This window comes from Paenibacillus sepulcri (assembly GCF_042647105.1).
Taxonomy (GTDB): domain Bacteria; phylum Bacillota; class Bacilli; order Paenibacillales; family Paenibacillaceae; genus Paenibacillus_Z; species Paenibacillus_Z sepulcri.
The window spans coordinates 5,153,846-5,166,245 of record NZ_JBHRUP010000001.1 but is presented as its reverse complement, the minus strand read 5'-3'; the positions used below and the strand labels follow the sequence as shown (position 1 = coordinate 5,166,245).

Sequence of the window (12,400 nt, the reverse complement as noted above, 5' to 3'; positions counted from 1 at the left end):
TTTCATGACAGCCATTGCCGCTTGCGGCGGCATTCTATGCGCCTATCCTTCCAGCGGGACGCACGCGTCCCGGTCGACTGTGAGGCGGACCCGGCTGCCCGGAGCAAAACGGCGGCTCGCCGGCGCATTCAATTCGTCGGTCGTGATGCTCAAATTCCCCACTCTGACCGTGTAGCGCAGCAGTGCGCCAAGTGCCGTGCATTCCGAGACGGTGCCGCTCATCCGGTACGAGTCCGTGCCCGTGTCCGTTGCATTGCCCGCAGCCCCGTCTTCCGCGGAGGACATCCGTACCGCTTCCGGCCGGATGGCGAAGGCTGCCGGTTCGAAGCGTCCGGCTGAAGAAGCCGCCGATCCCCCGATACCCGCCATTTCATCTGCGGTCAGCACGTTGTAGTTGCCGATAAAACGGGCGACAAACGCCGTTTTGGGCCTCGTATATATTTCCTCGGGCGTTCCGTTTTGTTCGATCCGGCCCTGATTCATAATGCAGATCCGGTCGGACATCGTAAGCGCCTCTTCCTGGTCATGCGTCACGAACAGCGTCGTCATGCCCAGCTCCTGCTGAATGCGGCGGATTTCCAGCCGCAGCATTTTCCGGATTTTCGCATCGAGTGCGCTGAGCGGCTCATCCATCATCATCAGCTTCGGCTGAACGGCAAGGGACCGGACCAGCGCCACCCGCTGCTGCTGGCCTCCGGACAGCCTCTGCGGATACTGTCCGCTTTTCTCCGACATGTCGATGATCTCGAGCATTTTCTTGACCGTCCGCTCGATTTCGGCGCGCGGCATGCCCTTCATTTTCAGCCCGAAGGCAACATTCTCGTAGACCGTCATGTTGGGGAACAGCGCATAGGCTTGAAAAACCATCCCGACATTCCTTTTCTTCGGCGCCATGTTCGTAAGATCGACCCCATCCAGCCGGACGGTGCCTTCGTCAATTCCGGTCAAGCCGGCCACGCAGCGAAGGAGCGTGCTCTTGCCGCAGCCGCTGGGACCGAGCAGCGTGACGAATTCGCCCTTCTCCACTCCCAGCGACAATGCATCCAGCACCGGCGCTGCGCCGGCGGTTCCGAAAAACTTCGATACGCCTTCAAATTCGACATAGCTCATCTAAGTTCCTGTCCTCCCTGCAAGTTGATTCCGCCCGCAGCGGTTCCCGGGTCCGAATGCCTGCCCTTCCTGGTCCCTGCTGCCGCCGGCTTGTCGTCGTCCGCCCCGGAAGGCGCGTTCAGCACCCGCTTGCCCAGTTTGAGCATCACGCCTGAAATAATGGCAACCAGTACGAAATACGTAATGGATACCGCGCTCGACAGATGTCCGCTCTCCCCCTGCCGCCGGTACAAATAAATCTGGATCGTTTCGTATTGTCCGCCGACCAGCAGGTTCGCCAGCACGAATTCGCCGAACAGCACCGCAAACGAAAGCAGCAGCGATACGGTAAGGCCCGGCATAACGTTCGGCAGCAGCACATAACGGAACGTCTGCCAGCGTCCGGCGCCCAGCAGCATCGCAGCGTCCTGGAGCATGACGGCATTGACCGAACGAAGGCTGTTGCGGATTCCCTGGTACATGAAGGGCAGAACCACGACGAAATAGGCGCCGCACAGGAGCCAGATCGTGCCCGAGATGGCAAGCGGACCGGACGAATAGAGACGAATCAGCCCGACCGCGGCAACTACGCCCGGCACCGCATAGGGGATGAGGGCCAGAATATTCAGCACCTTCTCCCATTTCGGAAACTCAAGTACGACAATAATAACTGTAGGCACCATGACCGCGGTGCTGACTATCAGGCTTATCCCGCATACGACGATCGAACGGACGAACGCATCCGTGAACCGGCTGTCGTGCAGCAGGTCGTCAAACCACTTGAGCGTCCATGATTCGGGCAAAACCGTCGTCTGCCAATTTCCTGCCAGCGCATACAACAACGTCGCCAGCAGCGGGAGAACCAGATAGATGATGAGAATCGTCCAGATGATGCGATGAAAACGGTTAGCGCGCCGCTGCCCCCGCGGCATATTCCTGTTCAAGGTTAATGCCCCTTTCCGCCAAGCTTATTCGCATGCCCTGGTTTATACGTTCGTAAGCTCCTTGCGCAGGCTGCGCATCAGCCGCGCATTGACCGCCAGCGCCGCCATCATCATCAGACCGAGCAGCACCGCAAGCGCGCTTCCCAGCTGCGGCTTCGTGACGACATCGCCGGCTACAAGAGATCCGATCCGGATCGCCAGCAGATTAAAGTTGCCGCCAACCAGGGCATACGCCGTGGCATAAGCGCCCATCGAATTGGCGAACAGGATAATAAATGTGCCGGCAAGGCCGGGGAGGATAACCGGAAGCCCGATTTTCCGCCAAAACGTGAAGGTGCCCGCCCCGAGCAGGGCTGAAGCGTCCTTCCACTGCTCCTGTATGCCGAAATAGACAGGATAAAGCAGCAGCGTGGCCAGCGGAATTTGGAAATAAACGTAAACCAGCATCAGGCCGGTCCAGGAATAAAGATCGGGAGTGAATGCGTCAAGCCCCCATGAATTCAGAAGAATCGTGAAAATCCCGTTATTTCCAAGCAAAATGATATAAGCAAATGCCAGCGGAACGCCGGCAAAGTTGGAGGACATGTTGGAGATGGTGAGCAGTCTCTCCCGTGCCGCCGTGGACAGCTTCGTAAGCGAATAAGCGGCGAACAGGGACACGATAAGACCGATGACGCTCGAGCCGAGCGAGATCGTGACGCTGTTCGTGATCGCTTTCAGATAATACGGACTGGTTAGCGCCGTCGCATATTGGGATAACGTATAATGCGTTTCGTCATCGGACAGCAGGCTGGTCATGATCAGATAGATAAGAGGCAGCAATTCAAACATGACGATCAGCACCACGAACGGGATGAGCGCGAGCACGACGGGATTGAAGCGGTACCGCCGGGCAGCTTTCTTCTTGAGCGTCAACTGTTGGCTCATAATCTTTCCCTTCCTTATGATAGCTCGGTTGTTGTCCGCCGGCTGCGCGCGGAAGCCGGATACGGACGGCGCAGCCCTGCGCCGCCTGCATCCATGTCCGCGTGAGCCGGTCCGGATTAACTCATATGGATCAGTACGTTATCCTGCCACAGCTGCGGCAGCGTCTTCGCCGTCTCGTCCCAGGCCTGATAATCCGCAATCGGCTTGGCGTTCTTATACTGCTCCAGCGGAATCAGCTTGGCGGCTACGTCGTCCGGAAGCTTGACGCTGTCGCGGATCGGACGGGCAAAGCCTTTGGCCAGATTGATCTGGCCGGCGTCGCTGAGAATATACTCGCGTGTCAGCTTCGCCGCATTCGGATGCGGCGCGTATTTGTTAATAATGGTGGCATAGCCGCTCACGACGCTGCCTTCTGAAGGGATAACCACTTCGAATTGATCCGGGTTGATTTGATCGCGGTAGCCAAGAGCGTTGAAATCCCACATCAATCCAACCGGAATTTCACCTTTTTCCATATTGGCTGTCGTAACATCGGCGCTGCTGATCCGGTTCTGCTCGGCCAGCTTCTTGAAGAAATCGATGCCCGGCTGGATATTCTTCTCGTCGCCGCCCATTGCGATGGCTGCGGCAAGTACGGACATTTGCGCTTGCGCGGCTTTGGTAACGTCGCCGACCGCTATTTTATAATCCCCTTTGAGCAGGTCATCCCAGCTTTTTGGCACGTCCTTCACGAGGTTCTTGTTGACCATGAATGCGATGGTGCCCTGATACCCGACTACCCAGTTGCCGTCTGCGTCTTTCGCCCAGGCAGGAAGCTCGTCCCAGTAGGAGGTTTTGTAAGGCTGTGTTACGCCTTTCTCAGCCGCAACCGGTCCAAACGCGATGCCTACATCGCCGATATCGGCGGTAGCCTTGTCCTTCTCCGCTTCAAACTTGGCAATTTCCTCGGCGCTCGACATATCCGTATCGGTATGCTTCAGGCCGTAGTTGGCGTTCATATCCGCCCAGGTGTCTTTCCAGTTCGCCCAGGAGTCCGGCATGCCGACACTGACGACTTCGCCTTCTTCTTTCGCTTTGGCTTCCAGATCGGCCGCCGATAATTCCGGCGCTGCCTCCGAATTGGCATTCGTCTGCGCATTTCCGCCGTTTCCGGCTGCCGCCGCATTGGCGCTGCCGTTATCCTTCGCCTTCGTGCATGCTGCCAGACTCACCGTCAATAGAATGATGGCCAGGAGCATAATCCCTCTTGTTAGCTGCTTCTGCATGGTTTCTTGTCCCTCTCCTTTTGTGGTTTGTTGCGGTTTCTTGTTGATTTATTTCTGTTTTCACTTTAACAGCCCTATGTTATCGGTTCTTCAACGCTGCGTGTTTCATTTGTAAAGGCTGGGGAAAACAGGTCGGGTTTGCATACAGCCCGTACACAAAACCACATTCGCTTCCCGCAGGCTCCAATTCTCTTTTTTGACGCTTAAGCGTCCGAACATATCGACTGCTGCTTCAACGAAGCGCCTCAATGATCCTGGCAAGTCCTATGGAATCGCCTAGCAAGGAAATTCCTGCTTATGTACTTTCACGAAGTCTCCACTGGCTCTCCAACAAGGAAATACCTCGCTGCAATCACCCTCAGCATGCCGTTCATCATCCGTGTGCCGATCCAAAAAGGAATTTCCTGCTTGCAAGCACCCAAATTGAACCCCGTTCATCTCTAACAAGGAAAAACCCCGCTGCAGCTGCAGCGGGACAGGTTAATGGGCTCAGCTCTGTGCACATATGACGCGAGAGCTTCTGATTCCGAGGAAGTTGGAGTGAAAGTAGGGTCCATGCTGGAAGCTTGCAGATCAGACTGTATTTCAGAGCGAATGAGCCAGCCCAAGGTGAGGAAGTGACAGCAGCGCGAATTATCTTTAACGAAGACCCGAATCGGAGTACACGATAACAGAGGTGAGGAAGTGACAGCGCGAACGGCCTATGACAAAGACGCGAATCAGAGAAAATCACGATAGCAGTAAATTTTAATGTAGGAAAGGGCTGCCTTCCATGTTATGGAGGCAGCCCCTGACCGCAACTGCTGTCATTTTGCTGTTCTTTTGTGCAGAGCTCTTGCGCCTCCCTTGTTGGGTTGCCAGATACGCATCGTCTCTTTTAAGAAACGCCCAGTGGCTGTCGGGGACATTCGAAAGCCTTACACTCCCGATACTCTCAATTCTTGCCTGGATAATAAAATGATATTGCAGGTGACATAATAAGCGAACATAATGAGCATCAGCCCCGATGTCCAGGAGCTGCCCATATCTTTCAGCCGGTCGGATAATTGAAGGCCCTGCTCAAGATTGCCGGACTGCATCATATCGTATATGCGATAAATCAAACGCCCCAAAAAAAGAATGGTCACGGTTCCGCCAATCCAGGCGCTGGGACGGTACCGCCAATTTCCGTCCCGCCGCTCGAAGCGGGTCTTGGCCGCTCCGTAACAAGCCAGAGCAATACCCAGCGCAATTCCGATCATATTCGAAATCAGGCTTACGGTGTCGAAGGCTCCTTCAACAAAGAAAAGGAGCCCGACCACGCCCAAAATAACGGTCATGATCCGCACTTTTCCCAGGTTCAGCTGCTGCCATCCGAACGTTCGGCGGACGCGCAGGAAAATCCGGTAAACAATAAAAACGCCTAAGAGCAAAGAAATAATGACTTGCCCACTCATGAACATTGCCTCCTTTATAAATTCCCGTCGATTGATGCTAATGATACCCCCTATACCGCTTGCGAACGACCAACTACAGATAGAACTTAAACATGCATCCTTATATCTGCCGATAGATATTCGCTTAAAGACAGCCGGGATTGTTGTATTCTGCCGATGGCCCGGTCTAAAATGAAGGGGTATGCAGCGAAAGGAACAAGGGAGGGGATAAATGTGGATTACCGCTCCTATGGAAAACCGTTTGCCAGCGCCGCGGTCATTTTTTTTCTTATGAATACAAATCGGATGTTTGAGGCTCCCCTACCCCAAATCGGGATCCATCTCGTGATATGGGCGACCTTCTCCGGCATCCTGTTCATTCCGAAAACATGGTGGACGATAACGCGGGCAGTGATTGCCGCAAGTTTGCTCATCATCGAGTGCGCGATCGGGATCATTTGGTTCCAGGAGATGAAGCTGCTTTATTTTATCGCTATCCTCCTGTTTGCCGCAGCGCTTCGCCAGTCTCTTCTCAAAGGCCGGAATACGGCAATTGCGGTCATGTTCATAACGGCGACGTTGTATATCCGGTTTGGCCATGCGGACTTGTTCAATCTCGTTTCTTTTATTCTCCTTGCCATCGTGCTTTATTTTTTTATCCGCAGCCGGATCCAGAGAAATGAAATCCATGAAATGAACAAACGGCATCTGGAAGAGCTGCAGGACGCCTATGAACAGCTGCAGGACGCTTCGGCTACTGCTTTGCAGAACGCAATCTTGGAAGAGCGGACCCATATCGCCCGTGAAATTCACGATGCCGTGGGACACAGTTTGACGTCATTGATCGTACAAATGCAGGCTTTACGCTATATGATGAAGGAAGATCCCGTCCAAGCGGGACAATCGCTGGAAGGAATGCTGGGCGTAGCCCGCCAGGGGCTGCAGGACATACGGTCTTCCGTACACGCCCTTGCCGGCAACCGCACGATTCCCGGGATTGCGGCTCTGAAATCGCTGCTTTCGCGAATGGAGGCTGCAGCCTCAATCGCTTACCGGTTTCATACCGATTTGCAAGACGAGGATGTGAGCGCCGAAGTATATGAGACTCTATTCCCGGTACTGCAGGAATCGATCACCAACGTTATGCGGCATTCCCGCGCAACGCTGCTGGAGGTCGGACTGGGCAGGGATGGGGACAATATCGTGATGCGCATCCGCGATAACGGCGTGCTTGCGGACGATTACAAAATCAGCGAAGGATTTGGCTTGCGGGTCATGAAAGCAAGGCTGGAGGAGAAAGGCGGAAGCCTCAGCTACAGGATTGCCGAACAGGACGGCTTTGAAATTACAGCAACCATCCCAAGCGTTGATACGGGCGGGCAAATTGAATCTTAAACAGGAGGTCCGGATTTATGCCGCTCAACGGAAAAATTCAAGTTCTGCTCGCCGACGATCAGACGATGATCCGGCAAGGATTCGGCTACATCATCGGCTTGCAGGCCGATATGATGCTCGCAGGGGAGGCTGCTGACGGCGTAGAAGCGGTTGAGCTGGCTCTGCGGCTTCGTCCGGATGTCATTCTGATGGATGTTCAGATGCCCCGCATGTCGGGCATTGAAGCGGTAAAGGAGATTATGAAGCGGATGCCGGAAGCAAAGACCGTCATTTTAACCACATTTGACGACCAGGAGTATATTTATCAGGGGATTCGGGTTGGAGCGGTCGGGTATTTGCTGAAGGACGCGGAGGTTGAAGAGATGCTGGAGGCGGTCCGGTCCGCATTCAGAGGCGAAGCCGTGTACAAGACCGGACAGGCAGCCGTCGCTCTGCAGAGAGTGGCCGCACCCGGTTTTCCGGCAACCGGAGGTGACTCGAAACTCCCTCTATTGGAGCCATTGACGGACCGGGAGCAGGAGATTTTGCAGGAGATGGCTTACGGGCTGCGCAATGACCAAATCGCGCAAAAGCTGTACATTGCCGAGGGTACGGTAAAATCGCATGTACATCGTATTTTGCAAAAATTCGGATGCGAGGATCGAACGCAGGCAGTGGTCTTTGCGCTCCGCAGCGGGATGGTAAAGTGATAGAGTCACTATTTGCGTCCAAAGAAGCTTTTGATAAGCTCTGAAACATGCCGGCTTTGTTCCTCCAGCACAAAATGCCCTCCGCATAAAAAACAGGTTTCAATATGATGAAGTTCTCTGCTAAAGGCATAGGCCCCTTCCAACGTAAAGATAAAATCGTTTTTACCCCAGGCTATCAGCGCAGGGGGCTGATAGGTCCGCAAATATTGCTTCCAGGCAGGGTATTCCTCTACGTTCTTTCTGTAATCGTAGCCCAGCTCCAGCTGGATTTCACTGTTTCCCGGGCGGTCCAGAAAAAACTGGTCCATCGAGTACCCGTCGGGGCTGATCAGATACGGCTGGCATACTCCGGTCAGATACTGCTTTTTTGTAAAATCAAAGGTCACCAGTTCGGAAAATGCCGCTTCGGTTGCCGGGTTTCTGTCCGCCCAAAGGGCTTTGAAGAGATCGAACGGCTGCCCCAGCCCCCTCACATCGGCCACTGCATTTTGAATGACAAACCCGAGAATACGGTGAGGATTGCGGACAGCCAGCCTGAACCCGACAGGCCCTCCATAATCATGAACGTACAAGATATAACGGGAAATACCAAGCTTGGCGATTAGCTTTTCCATCACAAGAGACAGATTTTCGAAGGTGTAAGGATAGTCTTGGGCCGCAGGCATGCTGCTGTTTCCAAAGCCGGGGTAATCAGGGGCAATGACATGAAACCGGTCTTCCAGAAGAGGAATCAGATCCCTGAACATATGGGAGGAGCTTGGGAATCCGTGAAGCAGGATAATCGGCGGATTGCCCGGATGCCCGGCTTCACGAAAAAATATATCCAATCCGTCGATCTTTATTTTTTTGTACAGCACCATCATGTCAACATCCTTTCCGATGCTTTCATTCTCCGCCATAACAAAAATATATGTGGCTCATGAGTCTTTAAGTATCTTCTTGTTTCGTCGGCAGCGGCGGCGGCATATCGACAGGCGGGCCGCCCTACAGATCAGGCAAATTTCCGGATTTGGTTCCTACCCGGTATGAAGTCGTGACACCCTCGTAATTGAGCATCATGCTCATACCCATAGAGGCATGCATCAAATTATGGCAGTGCGCCATCCATAGTCCAGGATTATTGGCCAGCACATACAGCTCATAAGTCTCATCTTTCTTCGTTAGAATGGTGTCCAGAAAGACGGGGCTTCCTCTCAAGGCCTCACCGTTCCGGCTCAATACGCGAAAGGTATGACCATGAATATGAAAAGGGTGGTCGCCTCCTCCTTCGTTTGTGAGCGTGATCTTGATCCGCTCTCCTTCTTTCACCGTCATAGGCGGAATTTCGTGAAAGGACTTGCCGTTGATTGTATTAACGAATAAGTTCTGTCCGAGCCTCAGATCGAAGGTTTGATCAAAGGTCGGCTGATCAACAGGATCATCTTCAGAGGCTGTTCCATAATCAAGGAAGTCGAATAAAATATTGTTCGCCGAATGGACAGGTTCCGCTCCTTCTCCGATCGTAATCTTCAAGCCTTCCTCCGTGAGGCTTCTGACCACGGCTGTACCTTGCTCCGGAATCTTCAGCAGCAAATCATACCGCTGACCTGCTCCCATCTGGAAATTCGTATGATCGAGCAGCCCCGGTTCATGGATATCGTTGCCATCCATCGCAATGATCCGATACGGCGCCCCTTCGACAGCCATCTCCATCGTATCGTTGGCGCCATTGGTCAGCCTCACCCGGACGGTATCGCCCGGTTTGCCGGATACCTCAAGTCCCTTCGTCCTGCCGTTAATGACGAAGCTCGAATCCAGCTTCTGCATGAGGCCGGCAATATCCTGTGCTGCAGCAGCCTTGGCCTGCTTGGGCTCCACGATGAACTGTCCCAGAAGTCCTTTTTCCGCCTGAATCGAGCTCATCTGGTGGGAATGGTACCAGTAGGTGCCAGGTTGGGATGCAATAAATTCATAAGTGAACTCCTCCCCGGGCAGCACCGCATTTTGCGTGACACCCGCTACTCCGTCTTGCGAGCAAGGGACAACCACACCATGCCAATGAATCGTTACACCCTCTTCAATGTCCTTGTTATGAAGCGTCACCATAACCCGGTCGCCTTCGGTTACCCGAAGCTCTGGGCCCGGCGATGAGCCATTGAATGTCCATGCCTCTACAGTCTTTCCATTATCCAGCTTCAACGCGGTTTGAGCGGCGGTCATCTCAAACGTACGAACCGGCGCCTGAGTATCTGCGGCTCTAATCGCATCGCAGGGAGTGACGGATGTTGCTGAAGCTTCCATCTGATGGCTGGCATGCGACATGGCATCCATAGCATGCATATGGTCGGCCATATTGATCTCCTCCGGTTTTTGAAGCCGGATTTGCCAAAAATACAGGGCGGCGGCAGCCCCGATCAGGATGACTGGCGCAAGCAGCAGTCCCATCCACAATTTACGCTTTTTGCTTGTTGTTCCAGCCATTATGCGTTCACCTTCTTTTCTGTCCGATGCACAAGGATAACTATGAGCGCACCGACGATTGCAAACACTGCCGCTCCCAGGAATACCCGGGCGAATCCCCCGGTCAGCGCCTGAAGATTGCTGCTGCCCTCAGACAACAGTCCATTCGTTCTGGATGCCGCAACCGCAGCCAGGACGGCCAGCCCGATCGCTCCTCCGATTTGCTGGCTCGTATTGACCAGTCCGCCGGCCAGCCCTGCCTCGTTCTCCGTCACGCCGTGTACGGCAAGCTCTGTCCCTGCGACAAAAGCGCCGCCAAGCCCTGCGCCAATGACAAGCGTCGGCCCGAGCAGATGTGCGGCAAACGATGCTTCGCTTGGCGCGAAAGAAAGCCAGATCAACCCTGCCGCGAAGAGTAGAAGCGAGCTGGCGAGCGTCCATCTTGTGCCGATGGATTTGATCAATCCCGGAACGATTCCGGCGAAGACGACCAAAGCTCCTGCAAGCGGAAGCTGTGTAAGACCCGCAGTCAGAGCGTTGTATTGAAGAACCTGCTGCATATAAACCGAGAGTGCAAAAAACAATCCGGTTGCAGCTCCGCCAATAAGCAGCATGGCGAGATTTCCGCCCGTTACAGAGATATTCCTGAAGATGGCAAATGGAACAAGCGGCTCCGGCGTGCGCTTCTCAATGACCATGAATACGATAAGCATCAGGAGCGCGGCGGCGGCAAGAAACAGGGTCAGCGGATTGGACCATCCGATGCGCTGGGCTTCAGAAAGGGCAGCGACAAGGGCAACGATGCCTGCCGTAACCGTCACCGCTCCCGGAAGATCGACTCTTAGATGCCTCCGGGTTGAATCTTTTGCAATCAGAAAGGGAATGGCTGCAATAACGAGAAGACCAACGGGCACATTCACATAAAATACGGCCTCCCAGCCAAAAGCCGAAGTAAGCACGCCTCCAAGAAGAACGCCCGCCGCGCTTCCTATCCCGGCCACAGCTCCCCAGATGCCAAGGGCCTTGGCACGATCCTGCGGCGACAGGAACAGCTTCGTCACCAGTGCGAGAGCAGCCGGAGCCAAGAGAGCCGCCGATGCTCCCTGGACGGCACGGGCTGTCAGGAGCCATGCCCCCGATGCAGCCATGCCTGCCGCCGCAGAAGCGATTACGAAGCCGGCAACTCCGCTGATAAAGATCCGCCGGTGCCCGAACCGGTCAGCCAGGCGTCCGCCCAGCAGCAGCAGCAAGCCCCCAAATGGCAAAACATAAGCGGTAATGATCCAGCTTAGCGTGCCCGCATCCAGATGAAGCTCTGTACCTACTGTAGGCAGGGCAATATTAACGATTGAAGCATCCAGGACCACCAGGAATTGCGCGAGCGCAAGAATAATCAATGCCCACCACCGGTTAGCGCTGATTGCATTCCTTACTTCTGGAGCAAAGCCGCTCCTTGCCTGGCTTCTCTCCATAGTCCTCAAACCTACTGCGTTTTTCATATTAGCTTCTCTCCTTTTCATTTGTTATTGATTAGCCAATTACTATTGTTTAAAGTTTTTTCCGGTTCTGCTTCGGATCAAAGCTTTAATTCATTCTTAGCAACGCTTGTTGGAACAAGCAATACGTGCAGCCTTTTTCGTTATTATTGATTGATCAATTACAGTCCTATAAAAAAATTTATATCTTATCTCTTTACCATCAAATTCGGCATATCCATGGCCATCGATACATTGCACAGCATGCCTCTTGCGAGAAAATCTGAAGTCCGGTCCCGCACATCTTCAAACCCGGCTTGGATAAAGGCATTCTCCACGAGCTCTTTCACCTGGCCCATGCCCGTTCTCATTGCCTCCCGAATCGGCGTTTCCCGAATCGTCTGTGCCTGCATCTGAAGCAAAATTTCATTGCGGTGGGATTCCATGATCTCCTCATAGGCCCTTGTAAGACCGATTTCCAATTGCTTGGGGGTTTCTTTGTCAATGACAATCTGGAATGCTTTAATAATTCGTTCCCATGAAACCTCCAGAGCCTCCACCAGCAGGGATTCCTTCGTAAAGAAACGATAAACGTAGGGCTGCGAGATCGAAGCGCGCTCTGCGACCTGTGCTGTAGTTGCGCGGTAATAACCAATTTCAGCAAAGACCTCAATCGCGGCGGAGACAATATCTGTACGGCGGTTTACAGAGGCTGCTGATCCTTTCGCCATGATGATGACCTTCTTTCTCCAAAAGCAATTT

11 protein-coding genes are annotated in these 12,400 nt (G+C 53.7%); 2 read left to right on the top strand and 9 right to left on the bottom strand.

Going from position 1 to position 12,400, the window contains the following annotated elements; translation table 11 throughout:
• Positions 1-42: 42 nt before the first annotated feature.
• The 5 genes from ACFOLF_RS22800 to ACFOLF_RS22780 all read right to left on the bottom strand — a co-directional run bounded on the left by ACFOLF_RS22800 (position 43) and on the right by ACFOLF_RS22780 (position 5,661).
• Entirely contained in the window at positions 43-1,110 is a 1,068-nt protein-coding gene (locus ACFOLF_RS22800) for an ABC transporter ATP-binding protein (protein ID WP_210038703.1), read from the bottom strand.
• Positions 1,107-2,033, bottom strand: a complete 927-nt coding sequence (locus ACFOLF_RS22795) for an ABC transporter permease (protein WP_379113510.1) — start codon at positions 2,031-2,033, stop codon at positions 1,107-1,109. The genes ACFOLF_RS22800 and ACFOLF_RS22795 overlap by 4 nt, the downstream gene beginning before the upstream one ends.
• A 42-nt stretch (positions 2,034-2,075) precedes the next feature.
• A complete protein-coding gene (locus tag ACFOLF_RS22790; protein ID WP_210038702.1) occupies positions 2,076-2,960 on the bottom strand; it encodes an ABC transporter permease in 885 nt (294 codons plus the stop codon).
• 116 nt (positions 2,961-3,076) lie between these two features.
• The gene (locus ACFOLF_RS22785) at positions 3,077-4,225 is read right to left on the bottom strand and encodes an ABC transporter substrate-binding protein (RefSeq protein ID WP_210038701.1); all 1,149 of its coding nucleotides are present in this window, start codon (positions 4,223-4,225) and stop codon (positions 3,077-3,079) included.
• 917 nt (positions 4,226-5,142) lie between these two features.
• A complete protein-coding gene (locus ACFOLF_RS22780; protein WP_210038700.1) occupies positions 5,143-5,661 on the bottom strand; it encodes a hypothetical protein in 519 nt (172 codons plus the stop codon).
• 213 nt (positions 5,662-5,874) lie between these two features.
• On the opposite strand from ACFOLF_RS22780, the gene ACFOLF_RS22775 reads away from it, so the two are divergent.
• A complete protein-coding gene (locus ACFOLF_RS22775; RefSeq protein WP_210038699.1) occupies positions 5,875-7,035 on the top strand; it encodes a sensor histidine kinase in 1,161 nt (386 codons plus the stop codon).
• Positions 7,036-7,052: 17 nt separating this feature from the next.
• Positions 7,053-7,724, top strand: coding sequence for a response regulator (locus ACFOLF_RS22770; RefSeq protein WP_210038698.1), 672 nt, complete (start codon positions 7,053-7,055; stop codon positions 7,722-7,724).
• Between the two features lie 8 nt (positions 7,725-7,732).
• On the opposite strand, the gene ACFOLF_RS22765 is transcribed toward ACFOLF_RS22770, so the two are convergent.
• The 4 genes from ACFOLF_RS22765 to ACFOLF_RS22750 all read right to left on the bottom strand — a co-directional run bounded on the left by ACFOLF_RS22765 (position 7,733) and on the right by ACFOLF_RS22750 (position 12,369).
• Positions 7,733-8,587 (bottom strand): alpha/beta fold hydrolase, encoded by an 855-nt coding sequence (locus ACFOLF_RS22765; RefSeq protein ID WP_379113507.1) that lies wholly within the window; start codon positions 8,585-8,587, stop codon positions 7,733-7,735.
• A gap of 121 nt (positions 8,588-8,708) precedes the next feature.
• Positions 8,709-10,184, bottom strand: a complete 1,476-nt coding sequence (locus tag ACFOLF_RS22760) for a multicopper oxidase family protein (protein WP_379113505.1) — start codon at positions 10,182-10,184, stop codon at positions 8,709-8,711.
• Positions 10,184-11,662: an MFS transporter gene (locus ACFOLF_RS22755; protein ID WP_210038697.1), complete on the bottom strand. Its 1,479-nt coding sequence runs from the start codon at positions 11,660-11,662 to the stop codon at positions 10,184-10,186. The genes ACFOLF_RS22760 and ACFOLF_RS22755 overlap by 1 nt, the downstream gene beginning before the upstream one ends.
• A gap of 185 nt (positions 11,663-11,847) precedes the next feature.
• On the bottom strand, positions 11,848-12,369 hold the full coding sequence (locus ACFOLF_RS22750; RefSeq protein WP_210038696.1) for a TetR/AcrR family transcriptional regulator: 522 nt from the start codon (positions 12,367-12,369) through the stop codon (positions 11,848-11,850).
• Between the last annotated feature and the right edge of the window lie 31 nt (positions 12,370-12,400).

Bases quoted from the DNA above. Each gene is read 5' to 3' on its own strand.
- ACFOLF_RS22800 (WP_210038703.1), bottom strand. From the start codon at position 1,110: ATGAGCTATGTCGAATTTGAAGGCGTATCGAAGTTTTTCGGAACCGCC.
- ACFOLF_RS22790 (WP_210038702.1), bottom strand. From the start codon at position 2,960: ATGAGCCAACAGTTGACGCTCAAGAAGAAAGCTGCCCGGCGGTACCGC.
- ACFOLF_RS22785 (WP_210038701.1), bottom strand. From the start codon at position 4,225: ATGCAGAAGCAGCTAACAAGAGGGATTATGCTCCTGGCCATCATTCTA.
- ACFOLF_RS22780 (WP_210038700.1), bottom strand. From the start codon at position 5,661: ATGAGTGGGCAAGTCATTATTTCTTTGCTCTTAGGCGTTTTTATTGTT.
- ACFOLF_RS22770 (WP_210038698.1), top strand. From the start codon at position 7,053: ATGCCGCTCAACGGAAAAATTCAAGTTCTGCTCGCCGACGATCAGACG.
- ACFOLF_RS22765 (WP_379113507.1), bottom strand. From the start codon at position 8,587: ATGATGGTGCTGTACAAAAAAATAAAGATCGACGGATTGGATATATTT.
- ACFOLF_RS22760 (WP_379113505.1), bottom strand. From the start codon at position 10,184: ATGGCTGGAACAACAAGCAAAAAGCGTAAATTGTGGATGGGACTGCTG.
- ACFOLF_RS22755 (WP_210038697.1), bottom strand. From the start codon at position 11,662: ATGAAAAACGCAGTAGGTTTGAGGACTATGGAGAGAAGCCAGGCAAGG.
- ACFOLF_RS22750 (WP_210038696.1), bottom strand. From the start codon at position 12,369: ATGGCGAAAGGATCAGCAGCCTCTGTAAACCGCCGTACAGATATTGTC.